Consider the following 22,568-nt stretch of genomic DNA (forward strand, 5'->3'; position numbering starts at 1 on the left):
GTTACCTTTTCGTGTTCAGCCGCGTGGCGGCTGTGAATTAAAATTTTTCGGTGTACAGCTCGATATCGAGCTGGTTGGTGTTCAGCCGCGTGGCGGCTGTGAATTAAAATATCCTCATAATTCTTAATCTCGCAAGTATCTTTGTGTTCAGCCGCGTGGCGGCTGTGAATTAAAATATTTCGTAGCCGCTCCACCTCCGCCTCCTCCGCCAGCGGTGTTCAGCCGCGTGGCGGCTGTGAATTAAAATACCACAATCAGCAACTGAGCGCAAACGCGGCAGTGGTGTTCAGCCGCGTGGCGGCTGTGAATTAAAATACGATCCCATAGGATTCTATATCGGCACAGTATGTGTTCAGCCGCGTGGCGGCTGTGAATTAAAATATCATAATACTCGCTGGTATAATCCCTGGCGTCGTGTTCAGCCGCGTGGCGGCTGTGAATTAAAATTCTTTCATTCAGTTTCCCCGCTTTCCGGCCCATATGTGTTCAGCCGCGTGGCGGCTGTGAATTAAAATACTGGTCTGTTTCATCCCAGTATCACCATCCACCGTGTTCAGCCGCGTGGCGGCTGTGAATTAAAATGTCATTCTTGCGTTGGTAAGATAGCGGTCATTCTGTGTTCAGCCGCGTGGCGGCTGTGAATTAAAATGTAGAATTTCTGGTAGTTAAGAATGTGGAAGGCTGGTGTTCAGCCGCGTGGCGGCTGTGAATTAAAATACCATATAAATTGTTAAGATATAGCTTTGCAAGCGTGTTCAGCCGCGTGGCGGCTGTGAATTAAAATACTTCTTCGTTGATTGAGGTATATGTTCGGTCGAGTGTTCAGCCGCGTGGCGGCTGTGAATTAAAATACCAGAGAATCCATTTTCTATGATTGGTATGCCGGTGTTCAGCCGCGTGGCGGCTGTGAATTAAAATGATTGCCAAAAGGAAGGTGATAATATGGCAAACCAGTGTTCAGCCGCGTGGCGGCTGTGAATTAAAATTGCCCAATCATCACAAGGTTTTTCTTTCAGGTAGTGTTCAGCCGCGTGGCGGCTGTGAATTAAAATATCTTTGATGGCGAAAATTTCCGGGTTGACGCTGGTGTTCAGCCGCGTGGCGGCTGTGAATTAAAATGTAATTAATACTTATCCTCCCCTTTTTGATCGGCGTGTTCAGCCGCGTGGCGGCTGTGAATTAAAATACTTCATAAGGCAGACGCTGCATTGCTACAAAACGTGTTCAGCCGCGTGGCGGCTGTGAATTAAAATTCCAATCTGGCACGGCCTATGGATAACTACCAGGTGTTCAGCCGCGTGGCGGCTGTGAATTAAAATACAGACCTGTCGGCGGACTTGGTGCATTGCTCCGGTGTTCAGCCGCGTGGCGGCTGTGAATTAAAATGCGCAAGTGCTGCGCTCTCCGCCGCCGCTGACGCAGTGTTCAGCCGCGTGGCGGCTGTGAATTAAAATATTCCAGAAGGGAGAATTGATGAGAAGAGCGAGTGTGTTCAGCCGCGTGGCGGCTGTGAATTAAAATATGCCGGCGGCAGATACCGTCACATCGCACCATGTGTTCAGCCGCGTGGCGGCTGTGAATTAAAATACTTGCCATCGGACACCCCACGCAGCCCACGCGAGTGTTCAGCCGCGTGGCGGCTGTGAATTAAAATAATAATGCAAATTGTGGACGGGAAAAGTATATTGTGTTCAGCCGCGTGGCGGCTGTGAATTAAAATGACGAGGAGATGGCGCGCATGGATGATGCAGCTGGTGTTCAGCCGCGTGGCGGCTGTGAATTAAAATATGTTATATCTATCGCCAGATCCACCGGCACCGCCGTGTTCAGCCGCGTGGCGGTTGTGAATTAAAATGCCTCAGGCGGACGTGGAGATGTGGACCAGCATGAGTGTTCAGCCGCGTAGAAATTGTGAATTAAAATAAGTGGGTCCGCAGCAGATGTATCGCGGTCGGTGGTGTGCATAGCAGTTGTGAACTAAAATCATCAGACCGGCCATCGAATATCGGAGATGGTGGCGAGGTCCGATCGCATAGCGGTATGTTTTTATAATGCAACTAACAAAAGAGAGTCCTCAACGCCATGAACTGGCTGCGAGGGCTCTCTTTTTGGAAATTTATGCCTGGGTAGGCGATACAGCCGACGTTTCCGGCGACGATTCAATCGGAAAGCATGTTCCCGCGCGGAACACAAACCCATACTCTGCCGCGGAACCGTTCTCCCAAGTGCAGTTTACACGGAATCCGCGGTAAAAGCCCTCTGGATTGATGGTGGAGCTGAGATACACCACGGGGTTTTCTTCCAGGGTGAATTCCGCTTTGCCGTCGATGCATTCCAACGTGGTGTGGACATAGGTCCGTTCGCCAAACTGGGAGGTTCCGTCTTTTTGCAGAATAATGTCGGTCAGCTCTACGGAATCGGGCTGCGAGCCATCCTCAAAGGAAAGGACCATCTGTCCGCCGTACTCCACATAGGGGATTTCTTTGGTGCGCTGCGCCAGGTCGGACAGAGGATCGGCTCCACAGGCGATGATGGACTGGGCGGTACCATCGGGCTGGGGAATCGTGAGAGTGTACCCGCCGGACTGTGTAGGGATTTCAGCGACAGCGGTGCCGTCCTGATAAATGACGCTCAGAGTGGGCAGGTCGCTTTCCGACGTGGGGGCACTGTGCGGAGAAGAGGGGGCGCCGGTCTCCTCGGAAGCCGTTTTTTCAAGCGCTTTTGTGGTTGCGGCTTCTGCTGTCCGTTCTGCGCTGGTCGAAGTCTGCGGCACCGCCGCAGTTGTGGTTCCGGCAGCCACCGTGGTTTCTGTCGCCGCCGTGGTTTCTGTCGCCGCTGTGGTTTCTGCCGCTACCGTGGTTCCAGCCGCCGCCGGCACGGAGGGAGAACCGGCGGCTCCCGCACAGCCGGAGGCGTTGAGAATGAACAGCAGGGCAAAAATGGATGAGGCCGCTCGCAGGCCTTTGATTGATATAGGTTTCATGGGATTGACTCCTTCTGTTGTTGTGAAAACACGCGGGGTTTCTGCTTTTATCATATCATGCCCGGCCTCACTTTGTTTTGCGGGAATCTTGTTATATCATTAAGTTTCGCTTACAGTTTGGACGGCAATCGGCCCGACCGCGGATAAAGCGGCGTTATTCTGGAAATCCTGAGAGAAGAATCCAATTTCGGGAGGTGCGGTGCGGGTGAATGACAAGGAGTATGTGTTCGAGGCGGAAATCCAAAAGGTACCGGATATGGACGGGGCTTATGTGGAGATTCCCTTTGACGTGCGTAAAGAGTTTGGGAAGGGCAGAGTGAAGGTGCACGCCTGGTTTGACGGGACGGCCTACGACGGCAGCCTGGTGCGGATGAAAACGCCGGGGCACATTCTGGGCGTGCGGAAGGATATCCGGGCCGCCATCGGCAAACAGCCCGGAGATATGGTGCGGGTAGTGCTGCGGGAGCGGGAATAATGGGAGCAAACCGGCAGCCTTACCTGTCACTTAAACTTAAACTTCAACTGGTCGAACACCTCGTCCGGCAATCCGGCTCCGGGATGCTCCACCGCGGCGGCAGCTACCAGGTTAGCGGTGCGGACCGAATCCTCCAGGGACATTCCGCGCATTCCGCATGCGATAACCGTCCCGACGTGGCTGTCCCCGGCTCCGTTGGCATCTACCTGGCGCGCCGGGCGGGAAGGAATGTGGCGCCAGCAGCCTGAGCGGTGGCAGACCAGAGCGCCGTCCGCTCCCAGGGTTACAATCACATGGTTTCCGGTGCGGTGGCAGATGATCTGTGCAGCATGCACGGTATCCTCATCTGGTGCCTCCGTCCGATCACCATCAACCCTGGCCATCATCTCCGCGCATACCTTTGCCTCCTGCCCATTCAAATGCACCACCGGCGACAGATTCCACATCCGCTCAAGCTTTTCTTGCCCGATCTCCCCGATCCGCGGCCCCGGCGCGAAATACAGCGCCTTTGGCGGGTTGGCTTCCAGGTAATCCAGAATCACCTCCCCGGTGTCCTCCTCCAGTTCCAGGCCGCAGACATAGACCGGCCCCAGCTCTTTCGGGTCCAGCAGGTCGAACCACTGGGGTTTAAAACGGTACTCAGCGCCGTGGAGTGCCGCGAAGGTCCGCTCGCCCGTAGACTCCACAAAGCAGTAGCAGCAGCCGTTTTCCTCCTCCGGGCATGGAATCAGCAACGGAATCTCCTTTTCCCGCAGCCTGCTGCGCACGAAATCTCCGTAAATTCCGCTGCCCACCGGTGAGAAGAGGTGGTAAGGCAGGCCGAAGCGGCGCAGCATCTCCGAGACATTGAAGGCGCAGCCGCCCAGGGTCATGGACTGGCTGCTGATATTGATATCCTGACCCGTGTGGGGCAGGCGGGGAAGGTAAATTGTGACGTCGGCCACAGTGGAGCCGATGATCAGTGCAGGTTTCATGACGTTATCCCTCCGTTTCACGAGCGGTTTTTCACCTGGTTTGCCCTTTCATCATAGCCCGGAAAGGCCGTGGATGCAACAAAAAGCAATCGCATTGGACCGGTCCGGCACTATTTCTGAAAGAATTTTCAGAAATTTTTTGCTGACAGAAAGCCGTGGATTCTGTATAATAAACGCAAAAGCGCAGAGAATGGCGCTAATAATAATTTCCAAAAGGAGGAATGATTTTATTATGGAGAGCGACCCTCTATCGGGCGGTATTGCATTCCAACTGTTGTTTCTGGTGTTTCTGACGGCGGTCAACGCGTTCTTCGCGGGAGCGGAGATGGCGGTGGTTTCGGTGAACAAGAACAAGATTCACCGTCTGGCGGAGCAGGGCGATAAACGCGCTGCGCTGATTGAACGCCTGATGAAAGACTCGACTGTATTTCTGTCCACCATCCAGGTGGCGATCACATTTGCCGGATTCTTTTCCAGCGCCTCGGCGGCCACGGGTATTTCCCAGGTGCTGGGCGTGCGGATGCTGGAGTGGGGGATTCCCTACAGCCAGACCATTGCCGGCGTGTGCGTCACCATTGTGCTGGCCTACTTCAACCTGGTGTTCGGCGAACTGGTGCCCAAGCGCATCGCGCTGCAGAAGGCGGAAACCTTCAGCCTGTTCTGCGTGCGTCCGATCTTCATGATCTCCCGGGTGCTAAATCCCTTTATCCGGCTGTTATCCCTATCCACCAGCGGCTTTTTAAAGCTCATCGGCATGCACAGCGAGACGCTGGAGGCCGAGGTGTCCGAGGAGGAGATCAAGTCCATGCTGGAGACGGGCAGCGAGACCGGCGTGTTCAACGAGATCGAGAAGGAGATGATCACGTCCATTTTCTCCTTTGACGACAAGCGGGCCAAGGAGGTGATGGTTCCGCGACAGGACATGGTTGCCATCAATCTGGAAGATCCGATGGAGGAATACATCGACGGAATTTTAAAGAGCATGCATTCCAAAATACCCGTTTACGAGGGGGAAATTGATAATATTGTGGGCATTCTGTCCATGAAGGATTTTGTGATCTGCGCCAAGGATCAGTCCTTCAGCCAGGTGGAGATCCGGACGCTGTTAAAGGAACCGTTTTTTGTTCCGGAAAACCGCAGGACGGACGCTCTGTTCCGGGAAATGCAGAAAAATAAGGTGAAGATCGCCATCCTGGTGGATGAGTACGGCGGAGTGTCGGGAATGGTCACGCTGGAGGACCTGATCGAGGAGATCGTAGGCGAGATCCAGGAGGAATATGAGACCGAGGAGCCGGATATTGTGGTCCTGGAGCCCCATAAAATGTTCCGGGTGCTGGGCAGCGCGCAGATCTATGACCTGGAGGAGGAACTTCATCTGCACATTGAGAGCTACTGCGACACGCTGTCCGGTTATCTGATCGAACAACTGGGCTACATCCCGGAATCCGGGGAGCTGCCCTTAACGGTGGTGACGCCGGAGGCGGAGTACGAAATTCTGGACCAGGAGGACCGGGTCATCGGCCATGTGCGGCTGACCCTGACGGGCTCCGGGCCGGAACATCGATAAATTGCTTGTATACCAATTCAAGGGAGGAGATTAAAAAATGGAGTTTTTATTAGACGGTATCATGGCGGTGCTGGGGCCGGGCGGCTGGAAAATGATCGCAATGTACATTGTGGGAATTGCCCTCATTGTCCTGGCGGTCAAGAAGGAGTATGAGCCTTCCCTGCTGCTGCCTCTGGGCTTCGGCGCGATTCTGGTGAATCTGCCCTATTCCGGCGTAATCGATCAGCTGGTACAGAACAAGGTGGAGGCAGCGGGGATTATCCAGTGGCTCTTTGAGGTGGGGATCGAGGCCTCCGAGGCCATGCCCATTCTGCTGTTCATCGGCATCGGCGCGATGATCGATTTCGGGCCCCTGCTCAGCCAGCCGGTGCTGTTTTTGTTCGGAGCAGCCGCTCAGTTCGGTATCTTCGCGGCGATTCTGATCGCCTGCCTGATGGGCTTTGACTTAAAGGACGCGGCCTCCATCGGAATCATCGGCGCTGCGGACGGCCCCACCTCCATCCTGGTTTCCCAGGTGCTGGGCTCCAACTACATGGGCCCAATCGCGGTGGCCGCCTACTCCTACATGGCCCTGGTGCCCATTATCCAGCCCTTTGCAATCAAGCTGGTGACCACGAAAAAGGAGCGCTGCATCCACATGCAGTACAATCCCGGTGACGTGAGCCGCGGCATGAGAATCGCATTTCCCATCGCGGTTACCATCATCGTGGGCTTCATCTCCCCGCAGTCCGTGGCGCTGGTGGGATTCCTGATGTTCGGAAACCTGCTGCGTGAGTGCGGCGTGCTCCACTCCCTGAGCCAGGCGGCCCAGAACGAGCTGGCCAATATCATTACCCTGCTGTTAGGCATCACCATCTCCTTCAGCATGAGGGCCGAGCAGTTTGTGAACCCGGCCACCCTGATGATCATGGCACTGGGCCTGGTGGCCTTTGTGTTCGACACCATCGGCGGCGTGCTCTTTGCCAAGGTGGTCAACGTGTTCTTAAAGATGGCAGGCAAGCCCCCGGTGAACCCCATGATCGGCGGCTGCGGCATTTCCGCCTTCCCCATGTCCTCCCGCGTGGTGCAGAAGATGGCGGCGGAAGCGGAGCCCGGAAATATTATCCTGATGCAGGCGGCGGGAACCAACGTGTCCGGTCAGGTTGCCTCCGTAATCGCAGGCGGCCTTGTCATCAGCATTGTAACTCAGTACCTGTAAGCCCGGCGTGAGGAGGAAATGATATGAATATGACAAATGTGGAAATCGCCCTGGAGATTATGGGCAAGGGTATGGTCGGAATTTTTGCCGCCATCTTTATCATCATGATCGCAGTGATTTTGATGGGGAAAATTGCAAATAAAAAGAAATAAGAGTTTGATCTGATTTCAGACTGAGGACCCGGGGTCCGGCGTTGTTTTCTATGCGCCGGGCCCTTTTTGCCTGCCGCCGGCTGCCCGCGGAAATCTTGACACGTTTTTTAAAACGCGCTATACTATGAAAATCTTAAAATGGCGCTGCAATGGGCCGGGACGGAGGACGAGGGATGTTTAAGGGAAAGCCGGTAATCGGGGTCATGCCCCTGTTGGATGAGGAGCGGGACAGCTACTGGATGCTGCCCGGGTACATGAAAGGTCTGGAGGAGCAGGGGGCAATACCCTTAATGCCACCGCTCACCGGAAATGCGGACATGCTGGATTATTTCCTGGAGAGCTGCGACGGATTTATCCTGACCGGCGGACAGGACGTTTCCCCGGCTCTGTACGGGCAGGAGTCGTCCGAACGCTGCGGGATTGTATCCGGACTGCGGGACCGCATGGACGCGTACATTCTGCGCGGGGCTGTGCAGCGGGACAAGGCGGTGCTGGGCATCTGCCGGGGACATCAGCTGATGAACGCGGTGTTTGGCGGGACTCTTTACCAGGACCTGCCCTCGGAAGCTCCCTCGGAGGTGGAGCACCGCATGAAACCGCCCTATGACCGCTGCGCCCACATGGTAAAGCTGCTTCCCGGCGCTCCTTTGCACGCGCTGCTTGGCCGGGAGGATTTGCCGGTCAACAGCTGCCACCACCAGGCCGTGAAGGAGCTGGCAGGGCCTTTTAAGGCCATGGCGGTGGCAACGGACGGCCTGATCGAGGGGATTTACATGCCGGACCGCCGGTTTGTTTGGGGCGTTCAGTGGCATCCCGAGTTCTCATACCGGAGCAGCCGGGAGAACCGGGACATCCTTGGCGCGCTGGTGGAAGCCGCCAAAAGACGTTAAAAATCCAGCCGGAGGAGCTGCGTGAAGCTCTCCGGCTGGATTTTTAATTGTATACAATGGACCTCTGGCGCAGCCTGGTGCCCATTGTTTGAGGATGGAGAGGTAATGCTACATGACAAGTTAGACGTTGAACCGGAACAGAACGACGTCCCCGTCTTTCATCACGTATTCCTTGCCCTCGGAGCGGACCAGGCCTTTTTCTTTGGCGGCGGTCATGCTGCCGCAGGACATCAGGTCGTCGTAGGCGACTACCTCGGCGCGGATGAAGCCGCGTTCGAAGTCGCTGTGAATCTTGCCGGCGGCCTGGGGGGCTTTGGTGCCCACTTTGATGGTCCAGGCGCGGCTTTCCTGGGGACCGGCGGTGAGGTAGCTGATCAGGCCCAGGAGGCGGTAGCTGGCTGCGATGAGTTTTTCCAGGCCGGACTCGGTGATTCCTAAGTCCTCCAGGAACATTTTCTTCTCGTCCTCGTCCAGCTCGGCGATCTCCTGCTCGATCTCGGCGCAGATGACGAATACTTCGCAGCCGTTCTCGGAGGCGAATTCACGGACCGCGTTCACGTACGGGTTGTTGGCCGCGTCGTCGGCCAGGTCGCTCTCAGCCACGTTGGCGGCGAAGATCACGGGCTTGCCGGTCAGCAGGTTTAAGCTGGCGATGAATTCGTTGTCGTCCTCGTCGTCGGGGGTGAAGCTGCGGGCCAGCTTGCCGTCCTCCAAGTGAGCTTTGATGGCTTTTAACAGGGCAACTTCCTTCGCCAGATCCTTGTTGTTGAAGGCGCCCTTGGACTGCTTGGAGATGCGACGCTCCAGAATCTCAATGTCGGAGAAGATCAGCTCCAGATTGATGGTCTCGATGTCACGCAGGGGGTCTACGCTGCCGTCCACGTGGATGACGTTGGGATCGTCGAAGCAGCGGACTACGTGGACGATGGCGTCCACCTCGCGGATGTTGGAGAGGAACTGGTTGCCCAGGCCCTCGCCCTTGGAAGCGCCCTTTACCAGACCGGCGATGTCCACGAATTCGATCACGGCGGGGGTGGTCTTGGCGGAATCGTACATGGCGGTCAGCTTGTCGAGGCGGGCGTCCGGAACCGGAACGACGCCTACGTTGGGATCGATGGTGCAGAACGGGTAGTTGGCGGATTCGGCGCCGGCTTTTGTCAATGAATTAAACAGGGTACTCTTACCTACGTTGGGGAGTCCTACAATTCCTAATTTCATGTGATTACCTTCCTATCTTATTGTACTCAGTGATACAGCTTTATTATCATAGCATAAAATAAATGGAAAGAAAAGCCCCAATCCAGGGGGTTTTGAGGGATGGCGGGGGTATTGCGGGGGCGCGCCGTCCGGCTTTTTGACGGGGCTTTCCGCCACAATTTACCCGCCGTCCGGGCTTTTGCGGGAAATATGATTGCTTTTTGCGTTGGTTCGCTGTAAAATGGGAAAGAATCTCATTGGCAGTGAAAGGAGTATATGAATTTATGAATGGAGCAGATTTGAGTTTTGTCAATCTGGGTATTACCATAGACCACCTGCGCAACAGCGTGACGATTTTTGGGTTCCGCATCGCATTTTACGGAATCATCATTGGGCTGGGGATGCTGGCGGGTATCTGCGTTGCCTTGTCCGACGCCAAGCGGAGGGGGCAGGACCCGGACATGTACCTGGACTTCGCACTGTACGCCATTATCATTTCCATCATTGGTGCGAGAGCCTACTATGTGATTTTTGACTGGGACAATTATAAGGACAACCTGCTGCAGATTTTTAACCTGCGTGCGGGCGGCCTGGCCATCTACGGCGGCGTCATCGGCGCGGCCCTGACCCTGATCGTGTTCACCAAGGTGCGCAAGCAGTCCTTTTTCTCCATGGCGGACAGCGGCGTTCTGGGACTGATCACCGGTCAGATCATCGGACGGTGGGGGAATTTTTTCAACTGCGAGGCCTTCGGCGGCTTCACGGACAACCTGCTGGCCATGCGCATCAAGATGAGTCTGGTGAATCCTTCCATGATCTCCCAGGAACTGGTGGACAAGCAGATCGTGGAGAACGGAGTGGCTTACATCCAGGTTCACCCCACTTTTTTCTACGAGTCCATGTGGAATCTGGGCGTGCTGGCCTTTATGCTGTGGTATCGAAAGCGCAAGAAGTTTGAAGGTGAAATGCTCTGGATCTATTTCCTGGGCTACGGCCTTGGACGGGTGTGGATCGAAGGACTGCGCACGGACCAGTTAAAGCTCCCGGGCACGGGGATGGCCGTGTCCCAGCTCCTCTCCGCGGCGCTGGTCTGCGTGGCTGCGGCCGTGATTGTGACCCGCCACCGGAAGCTGAAGGCGGAAAAAGAGAACATGCGGACGGAACCCTAAGTCGCCGGTCCAAAACCCTTTCCCCCACCTTTCCCCCACTTTGGGGACTGTGTGGGGGAGACTTATTTTTCCATCCCAAAAGTGGGGGGAACTCCCACTTTTTTGGCCGGAGTGGGGGCCGGGTGGGAGCGGGGGAAAACCCAATATCGTCCAGGGAAAAACTGGATAAGACCTACATCTAGTATATTTTTTTGAGAATTTCCCATATTTAGAAGCAGTTGCAAAACTCCTTGCAGCTGCTTTATTTTTTTTTACTTTTTCTTTAAAAATCCTTGCCATTTCCCAGAATCTGTACTATTATGGACATACAAGTGGTAGAAAGTGGTGCAAAGTGGTAGAGGATGGTTGTTAAGTGGATGAAGTGGGGGTTTCGGATTATCCCCCACGGCCCATCCGCGTACCGCGGTGATGTACGGCAGGTGATGAGCTATGTTCATGGGTGAGTACAATCATACAGTTGACTCGAAGGGGCGCTTGATCGTTCCCTCGAAGTTCAGAGAGCAGTTGGGCGATGAATTCGTTGTGACGAAGGGCCTGGACAACTGCCTTTTTGTGTATGAGAATTCCGAGTGGGCAAAACTGGAAGAAAAGCTCCGCACCTTACCCCTTACAAACACCGCCGCCCGTAAGTTTTCACGTTTCCTGCTCGCAGGAGCTACCACCTGTGAAGTGGACAAGCAGGGCAGAATTCTGCTGCCGGCCATCCTCAGGGAGTTCGCCGGCATCGAGAAGGATTCCGTGCTGGTCGGAGTCGGCAGCCGCATCGAAATCTGGAGCAAGGAACGGTGGCTGGAAGCCAATACGTTTGACGATATGGAAGAGATTGCGGAGCATATGGAAGGTTTGGGAATCTGATGGAAGAGTTGAAATTTGGACATACATCGGTGCTCCTGTATGAGACGGTGGGAAGCCTGAATATTATCCCCGGCGGCTGTTATGTGGACGGCACCCTGGGCGGAGGCGGACATGCTCTGGAGGTTCTGAAGCGCCTGGGACACGGGCGTCTGATCGGCATCGACCAGGACGAGGACGCGATCCGCGCGGCGGGGCAGCGCCTGAAGGCCTTTGCGGACAAGGTGACCATTGTGCGGGACAATTACCGGAACATCCGCTCCGTGCTGGAACAACTGGGCGTTGAGAAGGTGGACGGGATTTACCTGGACCTGGGCGTTTCCTCCTATCAGCTGGACACGCCGGAGCGGGGCTTTACCTACCGCGAGGACGCGCCGCTGGACATGCGCATGGACCAGAGAAATGACCGGACCGCCGCGGACATTGTGAACGGCTATGGAGAGATGGAGCTGTACCGCATCATCCGCGATTACGGCGAGGACCGTTTTGCAAAGAACATTGCCAAGCATATCGTGAGGGCTAGGGAGAACGCGCCCATTGAGACGACCGGGGAGCTGGCCGAGATCATAAAGGCCGCCATACCGGCCAAAGTCCGGGCCACAGGCGGACACCCCGCCAAGCGCACGTTCCAGGCCATCCGCATCGAGCTCAACCAGGAACTGACCGTGCTGGAACAGTCCATCGACACCATGATCGATCTGTTGAATCCCAGCGGAAGGCTGAGCATCATCACGTTCCACTCCCTGGAGGACCGCATCGTCAAGAAGCGTTTTCGGGAAATGGAACACCCGTGCATCTGCCCGCCGGATTTTCCGGTCTGTGTGTGCGGACGTGTGAGCAAGGGGCGGGTTATCACCCGCAAGCCCATTCTTCCCTCTGAGGAGGAATTGGAGGTAAACAGCCGCTCCAAGAGCGCAAAATTGAGGGTTTTCGAGCGGGCGTAAAGGGCGTCCGTTCGTACAAAGGATAAAGTTGTAGGATTTTTTAAGGATTTTCGGATTTTCAAAAAGGGAGGAGGAAAGGTGTTATGGCTGCCAGAACACAGGCGTCCAGGGGACGCAATTACAGACAGATGAACCGTCAGGCTGCAGTTTCCTACAGGGACGGATATGTACACGGATCGGCTGCCCCGAAGCTGGAACCGGCCTACGAGCCGGACAAAAGACAGCCCAGGCGCAAGCCTAAGAATGCGAACAGCGTGCGCAGCAACCAGAGGATTCGCCGCAACCAGGAAAAAGCACTGCATATGGATCTTCCGTATGTGATCATGTTGACCGTCGCGTCGCTTTGCACCTTATACCTCTGTGTGAACTATCTGCATCTGCAGTCCTCCATCACGGGGCGGATGCATGCCATTGAACGGATGGAAGCGGACCTGGAGAAACAGCGCTCGGAGAACGACGCGCTGGAGACGGCCATCAATACCAGCGTGGATCTAAACCAGATTTATGAGATCGCCACCAAGGAGCTGGGGATGGTTTACGCCAACAAGAACCAGGTTCTGTTATTCGACAAGTCAGAAAGTGAGTATGTAAGACAGTATGAGGACATCCCGGAATACTAATTCAGGCAACCGGGGCGGCGGCCCTTACGGCGGCCCCCCCGGACCAAAGAATAAGAAACGTTCCGATAAAAAGGTATTTCAAAAATACATGCAGGAAAAGCTGGCAATCACTGTTTTGGTGATTACGCTGGCTTTATTTGCATTAGTAATGGTGCTTTACCGGATTATCAGGGACAACAATGAGCAGTATAACAAGATCGTGCTGTCCCAGAGGCAGCAGCAGTACGACAGCCGCATGATCCCATACCGCCGCGGGGATATCGTGGACCGCAACGGCACCTACATTGCCAAGAGCGAGAAGGTGTACAATCTGATCATCGACCCGGTGCAGATTCTCTACGACAAGGACCATTACCTGCAGCCCACCATCGACGCGCTGGTGCAGACCTTCGGTTACGACGCGGCGGAGCTGCAGAACCTGATCGAGGAGCGCAGCAAAAGTCCTTATGTGCGCTACAGCAAGGGCAGGCAGCTGAGTTACGATCAGAAGGCGGCTTTCGAACAACTTCAGAAGGACACCAACGCGGCGTTCAAAGCCAGCAAGGACGACAACGAGTCCAAAAAGCGGGTCAAGGGGATCTGGTTTGAGGACGAGTACCGCCGGGTATACCCATACAATTCCATGGGCTGCAATGTCATCGGCTTTTCCGGCGGGGACGGCAGCACGGGCACCGGGGGCATTGAACAGTTTTACAACGACCAGCTCACCGGCACCAACGGCCGGGAGTACGGCTACCTGGACGAGAACGCCAATTTAGAGGGCGTGATCAAACCGGCGGTCAACGGCAGGACCGTAGTGTCCACCATTGACGTCAATATCCAGAACATTCTTCAGAAATACATCGACGAGTGGCAGACCACCGTGGGCAGCAATGTGACGGCTGCTATTGTCATGAACCCCAACAACGGGGAGGTGCTGGCCATGGGCAGCACCCGCACTTTTGATCTGAACAATCCCAGGGAGCTGAACGGCTACACGGACGAGGAGCTTCTGGAGCTGGGGAAAAAGGAGGCCGTGTCCGTCTACAAGCGGGAACACGGCGGGGAGAAGATCACCGAGGACCAGGTTCTGGACTACTACAGCCGGGAGGACGTGATCAGCTACGGCACCCAGGTGGCCTGGAACCAGATCTGGAGAAATTTCTGTGTCAGCGATACCTACGAGCCGGGTTCCCCCTCCAAGATCTTCACGGTGGCCGCCGGGCTGGAGGAGGGCGTGCTGAAGGGCAACGAGTCCTTTGAGTGCACGGGCTTCAAACATGTGGCGGACCGGGATATTTACTGCGTGAAGCGGACCGGACACGGCTGGCTGAATGTACAGGAATCCCTGATGCAGTCCTGTAACGTGTGCCTGATGGATATGGCGGCCATGATCGGCGTGGACCGTTTCACCAAATACCAGGCGATTTTCGGCTTCGGCGACAAGACGGGCATCGACCTGCCCGGCGAGGCGGACACCAGCGGTCTGGTCTACCACGCGGACAACATGGGCCCCACCGAGCTGGCTACCAGCTCCTTCGGACAGGGCTTTAACTGCACCATGGTACAGATGGCCGCGGCCTACTGCTCCGTGATCAACGGCGGCTCCTACTACGAGCCCCACGTGGTGAAGCAGATTTTAAATGAACAGGGCTCCGTTGTGGAGCGCAAGGAGCCGGTGCTGGTGCGGGAAACCGTTTCCCAGTCCACCGCCAATTTCCTGAAACAGACCATGTTTGAGACCGTGGAAAATGGTACCGGCGGCGCCGCTGCGGTGGCCGGTTACGAGGTGGGCGGCAAGACGGGAACCGCCGAGCGTCTGCCCCGAAAGGACAAGAACTATCTGGTAAGTTTCGCGGGCTTCGCGCCGGTGGAGGATCCCCAGGTGTTCGTCTACGTGGTCATCGACGTGCCCAACTATCCGCCCGGGCCGCAGCAGGCCCACAGCTCCTATGCCAGCGCCATTTTCTCCAAGATTATGACGGAGACTCTTCCTTATTTAAATGTATTCCCCACCCAGGATCTGCCGGATGAGGAGAACGTGCAGGGCAATCTGCCCGAGTCGGAAGGCATCAATGTGGGCGAAAACGGAGAGGAGGGGGAGAGCGGGAGCGCGCTGGAGCCTGAGACCAAACAGTACGAGACCGACGAGTTTGTGGAGGGCGGCGAGGAGGCGGGCAGCGGGCTGCCCGACAATGTCCCGGTGTCCGATGAATCCGAAAGCGGGAGCGTGATTCCCGCAGGGGCTCAGACACGCCCGTCCGGGCAAGGGGAGGATTCAAACCGGTCCACCACGGCGGCGGACCCGGGGCGGGCTACGACGGCGGCGAATTCAAACCGCACGACAGCGGCGGACCCGGGACGCGCCACGACGGCGGCGAATTCCGGCCGGACCACAGCGGCGGACCCGGGACGCGCCACGACGGCGGCAAATACCGGCCGGACCACGGCGGCGGACCCGGACCGTCCCACGGCCGCCTCCAGACCTGCAGAGGGCCGGCCGGAAGGAACCGAAAGCCCGGCTGCAAACGGTCCCGGGGATTGACGGCCTGTTTTCGCCCGTCCAACCGAAATGTATCATAAAACTGCGGCTGTTCCAATATATTATTAACAATGATGGACGCCGGAGCAGCCGATATGTATACCAATCTTACCAGCCACCGAAAACGTACAGCCGTCCTGGGACTACTGATCAGCCTTGCGATGATCGTCCTCACAGGACGGCTTGGCTATCTCATGCTGTTCTGTTCCGAACACTACAGCCAGATGGCGGAGGATTTACACCAGAGAGAGCGGACGATCAAGGCGGCCAGGGGGCGCATCATCGATGCCAACGGCGTGGTGATCGCCGACAACCGCACGGTCTGCACCATCTCCGTCATCCACAGCCAGATCACGGACCCGGAGCTGGTGGTCTCCACCCTCTGCGACAAGCTGGGTCTGGACCGGGAGCTGGTGCAGAAGAAAGTGGAAAAACGCAGCTCCAGGGAGATCATCAAGACAAATGTGGATAAGCCCCTTGGGGACGCCATTCGGGACTGCAAGCTGAACGGGGTCAAGGTGGATGAGGATTACAAGCGCTATTACCCCTACGACAGCCTGGCCTCCAAGGTCCTGGGCTTCACAGGAGGAGACAACCAGGGCATCATCGGCCTGGAGGTCAAATACGAGCCCTACTTAAAAGGGCGCAACGGAACCATTCTCACCATGACCGACGCCCGCGGCGTGGAACTGGAAAATGCGGCCGAGGACCGCATCGAACCCATTGCGGGCAACGACCTGCGGGTGAGCCTGGATGTGAATATTCAGAAATACGCCGAGCAGCTGGCCTACCAGGTGCTGGAGAAAAAGAACGCCAAGGCCGTATCCATTATCGTCATGAACCCGCAGAACGGGGAGATCATGGCCATGGTAAACGCGCCGGAGTTCAATTTGAACGATCCCTTCACCCTGGACCAGAACCTGCGGAGTGAAGCCCTGCGGCAGCAGGCGGCGGAGCGGAGTCCGAACCTGGACGCGGCGGGCAGGCAGGACCTGCTGAATAAAATGTGGCGGAACCGCTGCATCAACGATACCTACGAGCCTGGCTCCACCTTCAAGATCATCACGGCGGCCGCAGGTCTGGAGGCGGGGGTGGTGAAGCTGACCGACCAGTTTTCCTGCCCGGGCTTCCGGGTGGTGGACGACCGGAAAATCCGCTGCCACAAGGTGGGCGGCCACGGTGGGGAGACCTTTTTGCAGGGCGCGATGAACTCCTGCAACCCGGTATTCATCGACGTGGGGCTGCGGCTGGGCGTGGACAATTACTACAAGTATTTCACCCAGTTCGGCTTAAAGGGCAAGACCGGAATCGATCTGCCGGGAGAGGCGGCCACCATCATGCACAAAAAGGAAAATATGGGAAATGTGGAGCTGGCCACCGTAGCCTTCGGCCAGTCCTTCCAGATCACGCCCATGCAGTTAGTGACCACGGCGGCCTCCATCGTCAACGGCGGCAACCGGGTGACGCCCCATTTTGGGGTGGAGGCGGTGAGCGCGGACGGAACCGCGGTGCACAAATTCACCTACCCGGTGAAGGAGGGCATCGTGTCCCCGGAAACCAGCGAGACCATGCGCTTTATCCTGGAACAGGTGGTGGCCGAGGGCAGCGGCAAGAAAGCCAAGGTGGAGGGATTTCGCATCGGCGGCAAAACCGCCACCTCGGAAAAACTTCCCAGAAGTTTAAAAAAATACATTTCCTCGTTCCTGGGCTTCGCGCCGGCCAACGATCCCAAGGTCATTGCGCTCATCACCATCGACGAGCCGGAGGGCATTTACTACGGAGGAACCATAGCAGCTCCGGTGGTCGGAGATCTGTTTAAGAATATATTGCCGTATCTGGGAATACCGGCAGAGGAGGAAGAATCTGTCTCGCCCTCCCCAAACGGTAGTTGATTATTCCCGGAAAAAGACGTATACTATTTACTGTGGCGAACCAGGCTGAGTTTCCGAAAATTTCCAGATCGGACAGCCAAAGAGACACAAAATCTGACCATACATATGAAATTGAGGTGCCCCTATATGATTCATGAAACCATACTTGCAATTATTATCGCATTTGCCATAAGCGCGCTGCTGTGTCCCATTATCATACCCTTTCTGCACAAGCTGAAATTTGGCCAGCAGGTGCGTGACGATGGTCCCCAGGCCCATCTGAAGAAGCAGGGAACGCCCACCATGGGCGGCCTGATCATTCTCACCAGTATTATCATCACGTCCTTGTTCTATGTTTCCCGCTATCCCAAGGTGATCCCCGTGCTGTTCATGACGGTGGGCTTCGGGATCATCGGGTTTCTGGACGATTATATCAAGATCGTGATGAAGCGTTCCGAGGGTTTAAAGCCCATGCAGAAGCTGGTGGGACAGTTTGTGATCACGGGGATTTTCGCCTGGTATGTGGTGAACAGCGGCGAGGTGGGGACGGATATGCTGATCCCCTTCACCGGCGGTTTTGATCACGGGAAGTTTCTGCACCTGGGTATCCTGTTTGTGCCAGCCCTGTTTTTTATCGTGCTGGGCACGGACAACGGCGTGAATTTCACTGACGGCCTGGATGGACTGTGCACCAGCGTGACCATTCTGGTAGCCACCTTCCTGACCATTGTGGCCATCGGGGAGAACGCGGGGATCAGTCCCATCACCGGAGCGGTGGTGGGGAGCCTGCTGGGTTTTCTGTTGTTTAACGTATACCCGGCAAAGGTGTTTATGGGGGATACGGGATCGCTGGCCCTGGGCGGATTTGTCTCGGCCACGGTGTTTATGATGCGCATGCCCCTGTTTCTCCCGATTATCGGCTTCATCTATTTTGTGGAGGTGCTGTCGGTGATCATCCAGGTGACTTATTTTAAAAAGACGGGCGGTAAGCGTATTTTCCGCATGGCTCCGATCCACCACCATTTTGAGCTGGGCGGCTGGTCGGAAACGCGGGTGGTGGCGGTGTTTGCCATCGTGACCGCGATCCTTTGCCTGTTGGCGTATTTGGGGCTGTAGAGAAGGTTAGGAGGTTGAACAAATGAACCAGAGTCAGAAAGTATTAGTTGCGGGAACCGGAATCAGCGGTATCGCGGCAGCCAAGCTTATTCTGGACAAGGGCGGAGAAGTGGTGCTTTACGACGGCAATGCCGGCCTGAACCCGGAAGAGGTGAAGGCCAAGATAGGGGATAACGCCAAGCTGAGCCTGGTGCTGGGGGAGATCAAGCGCAGCGACCTGCTGGGCGTGGAGCTCTGCGTGATCAGTCCCGGGATTCCCCTGGACAGTCCGTTTGTGGCAGTGGTGGACGAGGCGAAGATTCCCATCATCGGGGAGCTGGAGCTGGCCTACCAGAGCAGCCTTGGGCGGCTTTTGGCCATCACGGGCACCAACGGCAAGACCACGACCACGGCGCTGACCGGCGAGATTTTGAAGGCCCAGTTCGAGGACGTGTACGTGGTGGGGAATATCGGCGAGCCCTACACCGCAAAGGTGGAGACCATGACCGCGGAGAGCGTCACCGTGGCGGAGGTGTCCAGCTTCCAGCTGGAGACGATCCTGGACTTCCGTCCGGAGGTCAGCGCGATCTTAAACATCACGCCGGACCATTTAAACCGCCACAAGACCATGGAGAACTACATTCAGATCAAGGAAGCCATCACCTTAAACCAGACGGAGGAGGACGCCGTGGTGTTAAACTACGACGATCCGGTGCTGCGGGAATTCGGGGAGAGCGGGGAGTTAAAACCCAGAGTGATCTGGTTTTCCAGCCGGGAGAAGCTGAAGGACGGCTTCTGTATGAACGGAGACACCATCGTGTACTGCAAGAGCGGCCGGGAGACTCCGGTGATCAACGTGCACAGCATGCACCTTCTGGGACGCCACAACTATGAGAACGTCATGGCTGCGGCCGCTATGAGTATGCAGATGGGCGTGCCCCTTGAGAAGATCACCCAGGTGATCCGGGACTTCCGCCCGGTGGAGCACCGGATCGAGTTCGTGCGGGAGCGGACCGGGGTCAAGTATTACAACGACTCCAAGGGAACCAACCCGGACGCGGCGATCCAGGCGTTAAGGGCCATGCCCGGTCCCACCATCCTGATCGCGGGGGGATACGACAAGAACAGCGAGTACGACGACTGGGTGGCGGAATTTGAGGGCAAGGTGCGTTATCTGATCCTCATCGGCCAGACCCGGGATAAGATCGCGGCCTGTGCGAAAAAGCACGGATTCACGGAGATTATGTACGCGGAGGATCTGCCCGAGGCGGTGCAGGTCAGCGCGGTGTACGCGGACACGGGAGATTATGTATTGCTGAGCCCCGCCTGTGCCAGCTGGGATATGTTCAAGAGCTTTGAGGAGCGGGGCGAGATTTTTAAAGAGTGCGTTATGAATTTATAAGAGTCAGGCGCTACACAACCGTCGAGGGGAGGTAGTTATACATGGCGAAGAAAAAGAAAAGGCCCTCGGCAGTGGGATATCAGGAACAGGTTCAGGGGCAGGGCAGGCCGCAAGGCCGGCCCGCGTCCGGGACCGCACAGAGGATGCAGCAGGAGCAGGCATACGAACAGCCGAGAAAGAAAAAGAAAGTCCGGCATTTTTATGACTACAGCCTGCTGTTCTGCATCATTTTTTTAACAGCCTTCGGGCTGGTGATGATCTACAGCGCCAGCGCCTACACGGCGCAGCTGGAGTACAAGGGAAACGCGGCGTATTTTATGATGCGCCAGGCCAAGATCGCGGCGGGCGGATTCGTCCTGATGATCATCATTTCCAAGATGGATTATCATTTCTTCGGCAAGTTCGCGCTGCCCGCCTACGGCATGTCTTACATATTGATGATCGCGGTGAGCCTTGTGGGTAAAGAGGTAAACGGCAAACGGCGCTGGCTGGGAGTGGGACCGTTGAGCTTTCAGCCCACGGAGTTCGTTAAGATCGCGCTGATCGTTATGCTGGCGGCGCTGATCACGGAGCTGGGAAGCAATATCAACAAATGGAAAAATATGGGATTCATTATGCTCCTGACCATCCCCATCGCCGGAATTGTGGCCGGGAACAACTTGAGCTCCGGTATCATTATCTTCGGAATCGCCTTTGTGATGCTGTTTGTGGCCTGCAAGGTGAAATGGCCCTTCTTCACGGCCGGAGCCCTGGGCCTGGGCGTGCTGGCGGGGGCAGGTCCCATCGGCCTTGCCTTAAATAAAATCGGCCTTCTGCAGGACTATCAGTTCCGCAGGATCGAGGCATGGCTGAACCCGGAATCCGATCCCACGGACAAGGGCTTCCAGGTGCTTCAGGGCCTGTACGCCATCGGCACCGGCGGCCTGACCGGCCAGGGGCTGGGCGAGAGTATCCAGAAACTGGGTTTCCTTCCCGAGGCGCAGAACGACATGATTTTCTCCATTATCTGCGAGGAATTGGGATTATTTGGAGCAATTTCCGTTATTTTGATCTTTCTTTTTATGATTTACCGGTTTATGCTGATAGCCGGGAATGCGCCGGATCTGTTCGGCGCGCTGCTGGTGGTGGGAGTGATGGGCCATATCGCCATCCAGGTGATTTTAAACATCGCCGTTGTGACCAACACCATTCCCAATACGGGAATCACCCTGCCTTTCATCAGTTACGGGGGCACGTCGGTCTTGTTTTTGATGATGGAAATGGGCATGGTTTTGAGTGTGTCCAACCAAATACGATTGGAAAAATAACGGATTTGTGCACAAGGGGGCAAATCCGGGCATATGCTGAGGGTAGAGAGAATTTGCTGCCTTAGGCGGCAGAAAGTAGGTGCCCGGTTGTCCACCATCCACATCAAAGGCCCCGCCCGCCTGTCGGGCGAGATATCCATACAAGGTTCTAAAAACGCCGTGCTGCCCATGATGGCGGCGGCGATACTGCACAAGGGAATTACGGTGCTCACCAATGTGCCCATGATACAGGACGTGGACTGCATGGTGAGCATTCTGAACTACATAGGATGCCGCTGCAACCGAAAGGGCAGCACCGTGGAGATCGACGGGACGGAGATCGAGTGCGCTCAGATTCCGGACCACTTTGTCAGCCAGATGCGCTCCTCCATCATTGTGCTGGGCGCGCTGCTTGGCCGGGTGGGGGAGGGCGAGAGCCGCTATCCCGGAGGCTGCCTCATCGGCGCCAGACCCATTGACATCCACCTCCAGGTGCTGGAATGCCTTGGAGCCAGGATTCTGGAGGAGGACGGACAGATCACGGCCAGGGCCCCGGCCGGAGGGCTGGTGGGGGCGGAGATCCGCCTGCGCTATCCCAGCGTGGGCGCCACGGAACAGGCGCTCTTAGCGGGCGTGTTGGCCAGAGGCATGACCATTGTCTACGGCGCGGCCCGGGAGCCGGAGATCGGCCAGCTCTGCGACTGCTTAAACCGCATGGGAGCCAGAGTGCGGGGGGCGGGAACCGGAATCCTGGTGATCGAGGGCGTGGAGGAACTGCGGGACAGCCGTTTCGCGGTGCGCGGCGACCGGATCGTGGCGGGGACTTACCTGAGCGCGGTCATGGCCGCCGGGGGCAAAGCCTGGTTAAAGGAGGTGCGGCCCGGGGAGCTGGAGCTGCCGTTGAATCTGATGCAGCAGGCGGGGGCCGTGATCCGGCGGGACGAGGTGCAGGAAGAGATTTTCATTTCCATGAACCAAAGGCCCGGCGGGCTTTTGCTGGAGACCGGGCCGTACCCGGCATTCCCAACGGACCTGCAGTCGCCCTTCATGGCGTTTCTTGCGGCCGGGGACGGTGAGAGCCGGATCCGGGAGCAGGTCTTTGAGGGCCGCTTCGCCACGGCGGAGGAGTTAAAACGCATGGGCGGCCGGATTTACACCGAGGGCCGGGAGGCGGTAATCCAGGGGATCTACCCCCTGATCGCCGGCCGGGTGACGGCCAGAGACCTGCGCGGCGGCGCGGCCCTGGCGGTGGCGGCCCTGGCCGCCGAGGGAGAGACCGTGATTGAGGACTGCCGCCATGTGGAGCGGGGGTATGAGGACCTGTGCCGGGATTTGCGGGCGCTGGGCGCTCAGGCGTATTGGGGATGACGGA

18 protein-coding genes and 1 CRISPR repeat array (1 of these 19 cut by a window edge) are annotated in these 22,568 nt (G+C 56.7%); of the genes, 15 read left to right on the forward strand and 3 right to left on the reverse strand.

Annotation, left to right across the window (positions count from 1 at the left end; genetic code table 11):
- Window positions 1-1,923: direct repeats of the CRISPR family, unit length 33 nt; unit sequence GTGTTCAGCCGCGTGGCGGCTGTGAATTAAAAT; it begins 391 nt to the left of the window's first position.
- 193 nt (window positions 1,924-2,116) lie between these two features.
- Window positions 2,117-2,983, reverse strand: a complete 867-nt coding sequence (locus tag ACK2JC_RS24965) for a hypothetical protein (RefSeq protein WP_320937823.1) — start codon at window positions 2,981-2,983, stop codon at window positions 2,117-2,119.
- A gap of 205 nt (window positions 2,984-3,188) precedes the next feature.
- Between ACK2JC_RS24965 and ACK2JC_RS24970 the strand changes: the two genes are divergently transcribed.
- Window positions 3,189-3,458, forward strand: coding sequence for a DUF1905 domain-containing protein (locus tag ACK2JC_RS24970; protein ID WP_320937822.1), 270 nt, complete (start codon window positions 3,189-3,191; stop codon window positions 3,456-3,458).
- Between the two features lie 26 nt (window positions 3,459-3,484).
- Here ACK2JC_RS24970 and ACK2JC_RS24975 read toward each other — a convergent pair whose 3' ends face one another.
- Complete coding sequence (locus tag ACK2JC_RS24975; protein ID WP_320937821.1) at window positions 3,485-4,432, reverse strand: PfkB family carbohydrate kinase; 948 nt, start codon at window positions 4,430-4,432, stop codon at window positions 3,485-3,487.
- Window positions 4,433-4,664: 232 nt separating this feature from the next.
- Here ACK2JC_RS24975 and ACK2JC_RS24980 point away from each other — a divergent pair, with 232 nt between their 5' ends.
- The 4 genes from ACK2JC_RS24980 to ACK2JC_RS24995 all read left to right on the forward strand — a co-directional run bounded on the left by ACK2JC_RS24980 (window position 4,665) and on the right by ACK2JC_RS24995 (window position 8,239).
- Window positions 4,665-5,999, forward strand: coding sequence for a hemolysin family protein (locus ACK2JC_RS24980; RefSeq protein WP_107434927.1), 1,335 nt, complete (start codon window positions 4,665-4,667; stop codon window positions 5,997-5,999).
- A gap of 37 nt (window positions 6,000-6,036) precedes the next feature.
- Window positions 6,037-7,197 (forward strand): sodium ion-translocating decarboxylase subunit beta, encoded by a 1,161-nt coding sequence (locus ACK2JC_RS24985; RefSeq protein ID WP_007713410.1) that lies wholly within the window; start codon window positions 6,037-6,039, stop codon window positions 7,195-7,197.
- 23 nt (window positions 7,198-7,220) lie between these two features.
- Complete coding sequence (locus ACK2JC_RS24990; RefSeq protein ID WP_007713408.1) at window positions 7,221-7,349, forward strand: hypothetical protein; 129 nt, start codon at window positions 7,221-7,223, stop codon at window positions 7,347-7,349.
- Window positions 7,350-7,522: 173 nt separating this feature from the next.
- Window positions 7,523-8,239, forward strand: coding sequence for a gamma-glutamyl-gamma-aminobutyrate hydrolase family protein (locus ACK2JC_RS24995; RefSeq protein WP_368272147.1), 717 nt, complete (start codon window positions 7,523-7,525; stop codon window positions 8,237-8,239).
- A 120-nt stretch (window positions 8,240-8,359) separates the two neighbouring features.
- Here the strand turns inward: ACK2JC_RS24995 and ychF are convergent, their stop codons facing one another.
- The gene (ychF, locus tag ACK2JC_RS25000; RefSeq protein WP_320937819.1) at window positions 8,360-9,457 is read right to left on the reverse strand and encodes a redox-regulated ATPase YchF; all 1,098 of its coding nucleotides are present in this window, start codon (window positions 9,455-9,457) and stop codon (window positions 8,360-8,362) included.
- A 263-nt stretch (window positions 9,458-9,720) separates the two neighbouring features.
- Between ychF and lgt the strand changes: the two genes are divergently transcribed.
- The 10 genes from lgt (at window position 9,721) to murA (ending at window position 22,564) form a co-directional block, all read left to right on the forward strand.
- Window positions 9,721-10,605 (forward strand): prolipoprotein diacylglyceryl transferase, encoded by an 885-nt coding sequence (gene lgt, locus ACK2JC_RS25005; RefSeq protein ID WP_107434921.1) that lies wholly within the window; start codon window positions 9,721-9,723, stop codon window positions 10,603-10,605.
- A gap of 429 nt (window positions 10,606-11,034) precedes the next feature.
- Window positions 11,035-11,460: a division/cell wall cluster transcriptional repressor MraZ gene (mraZ, locus tag ACK2JC_RS25010; protein ID WP_007713388.1), complete on the forward strand. Its 426-nt coding sequence runs from the start codon at window positions 11,035-11,037 to the stop codon at window positions 11,458-11,460.
- Complete coding sequence (gene rsmH / locus ACK2JC_RS25015) at window positions 11,460-12,401, forward strand: 16S rRNA (cytosine(1402)-N(4))-methyltransferase RsmH (RefSeq protein WP_182481711.1); 942 nt, start codon at window positions 11,460-11,462, stop codon at window positions 12,399-12,401. Before mraZ ends, rsmH begins: the two co-directional genes overlap by 1 nt.
- An 83-nt stretch (window positions 12,402-12,484) precedes the next feature.
- Entirely contained in the window at window positions 12,485-13,021 is a 537-nt protein-coding gene (locus tag ACK2JC_RS25020; protein ID WP_092361007.1) for a cell division protein FtsL, read from the forward strand.
- On the forward strand, window positions 12,999-15,545 hold the full coding sequence (locus ACK2JC_RS25025) for a penicillin-binding transpeptidase domain-containing protein (RefSeq protein WP_411338001.1): 2,547 nt from the start codon (window positions 12,999-13,001) through the stop codon (window positions 15,543-15,545). Before ACK2JC_RS25020 ends, ACK2JC_RS25025 begins: the two co-directional genes overlap by 23 nt.
- Window positions 15,546-15,637: 92 nt before the next feature.
- Window positions 15,638-17,434, forward strand: coding sequence for a peptidoglycan D,D-transpeptidase FtsI family protein (locus ACK2JC_RS25030; protein ID WP_276855028.1), 1,797 nt, complete (start codon window positions 15,638-15,640; stop codon window positions 17,432-17,434).
- A gap of 126 nt (window positions 17,435-17,560) precedes the next feature.
- Window positions 17,561-18,529 carry a phospho-N-acetylmuramoyl-pentapeptide-transferase gene (gene mraY / locus ACK2JC_RS25035; RefSeq protein WP_007713367.1) on the forward strand — a complete coding sequence of 323 codons (969 nt, stop codon included), beginning with the start codon at window positions 17,561-17,563 and terminating at the stop codon, window positions 18,527-18,529.
- A gap of 22 nt (window positions 18,530-18,551) precedes the next feature.
- Window positions 18,552-19,910 (forward strand): UDP-N-acetylmuramoyl-L-alanine--D-glutamate ligase, encoded by a 1,359-nt coding sequence (gene murD / locus ACK2JC_RS25040; RefSeq protein WP_320937816.1) that lies wholly within the window; start codon window positions 18,552-18,554, stop codon window positions 19,908-19,910.
- A gap of 41 nt (window positions 19,911-19,951) precedes the next feature.
- Entirely contained in the window at window positions 19,952-21,217 is a 1,266-nt protein-coding gene (locus ACK2JC_RS25045; RefSeq protein ID WP_330391336.1) for an FtsW/RodA/SpoVE family cell cycle protein, read from the forward strand.
- Between the two features lie 87 nt (window positions 21,218-21,304).
- A complete protein-coding gene (murA, locus tag ACK2JC_RS25050; RefSeq protein ID WP_107434917.1) occupies window positions 21,305-22,564 on the forward strand; it encodes a UDP-N-acetylglucosamine 1-carboxyvinyltransferase in 1,260 nt (419 codons plus the stop codon).
- Window positions 22,565-22,568 lie beyond the last annotated feature (4 nt).

This window comes from Enterocloster lavalensis, from assembly GCF_046603895.1.
In the GTDB taxonomy this organism is placed as follows: Bacteria; Bacillota; Clostridia; order Lachnospirales; family Lachnospiraceae; genus Enterocloster; species Enterocloster lavalensis.

What these genes read in the sequence shown, in the direction of transcription:
- ACK2JC_RS25025 (WP_411338001.1), top strand. Translation starts at nt 12,999, where the DNA reads ATGAGGACATCCCGGAATACTAATTCAGGCAACCGGGGCGGCGGCCCT.
- mraZ (WP_007713388.1), top strand. Translation starts at nt 11,035, where the DNA reads ATGTTCATGGGTGAGTACAATCATACAGTTGACTCGAAGGGGCGCTTG.
- ACK2JC_RS24965 (WP_320937823.1), bottom strand. Translation starts at nt 2,983, where the DNA reads ATGAAACCTATATCAATCAAAGGCCTGCGAGCGGCCTCATCCATTTTT.
- ACK2JC_RS24975 (WP_320937821.1), bottom strand. Translation starts at nt 4,432, where the DNA reads ATGAAACCTGCACTGATCATCGGCTCCACTGTGGCCGACGTCACAATT.
- ACK2JC_RS25030 (WP_276855028.1), top strand. Translation starts at nt 15,638, where the DNA reads ATGTATACCAATCTTACCAGCCACCGAAAACGTACAGCCGTCCTGGGA.
- rsmH (WP_182481711.1), top strand. Translation starts at nt 11,460, where the DNA reads ATGGAAGAGTTGAAATTTGGACATACATCGGTGCTCCTGTATGAGACG.
- mraY (WP_007713367.1), top strand. Translation starts at nt 17,561, where the DNA reads ATGATTCATGAAACCATACTTGCAATTATTATCGCATTTGCCATAAGC.
- ACK2JC_RS24980 (WP_107434927.1), top strand. Translation starts at nt 4,665, where the DNA reads ATGGAGAGCGACCCTCTATCGGGCGGTATTGCATTCCAACTGTTGTTT.
- ychF (WP_320937819.1), bottom strand. Translation starts at nt 9,457, where the DNA reads ATGAAATTAGGAATTGTAGGACTCCCCAACGTAGGTAAGAGTACCCTG.
- ACK2JC_RS25020 (WP_092361007.1), top strand. Translation starts at nt 12,485, where the DNA reads ATGGCTGCCAGAACACAGGCGTCCAGGGGACGCAATTACAGACAGATG.
- lgt (WP_107434921.1), top strand. Translation starts at nt 9,721, where the DNA reads ATGAATGGAGCAGATTTGAGTTTTGTCAATCTGGGTATTACCATAGAC.
- murD (WP_320937816.1), top strand. Translation starts at nt 18,552, where the DNA reads ATGAACCAGAGTCAGAAAGTATTAGTTGCGGGAACCGGAATCAGCGGT.
- ACK2JC_RS24985 (WP_007713410.1), top strand. Translation starts at nt 6,037, where the DNA reads ATGGAGTTTTTATTAGACGGTATCATGGCGGTGCTGGGGCCGGGCGGC.
- ACK2JC_RS24995 (WP_368272147.1), top strand. Translation starts at nt 7,523, where the DNA reads ATGTTTAAGGGAAAGCCGGTAATCGGGGTCATGCCCCTGTTGGATGAG.
- ACK2JC_RS24990 (WP_007713408.1), top strand. Translation starts at nt 7,221, where the DNA reads ATGAATATGACAAATGTGGAAATCGCCCTGGAGATTATGGGCAAGGGT.
- ACK2JC_RS25045 (WP_330391336.1), top strand. Translation starts at nt 19,952, where the DNA reads ATGGCGAAGAAAAAGAAAAGGCCCTCGGCAGTGGGATATCAGGAACAG.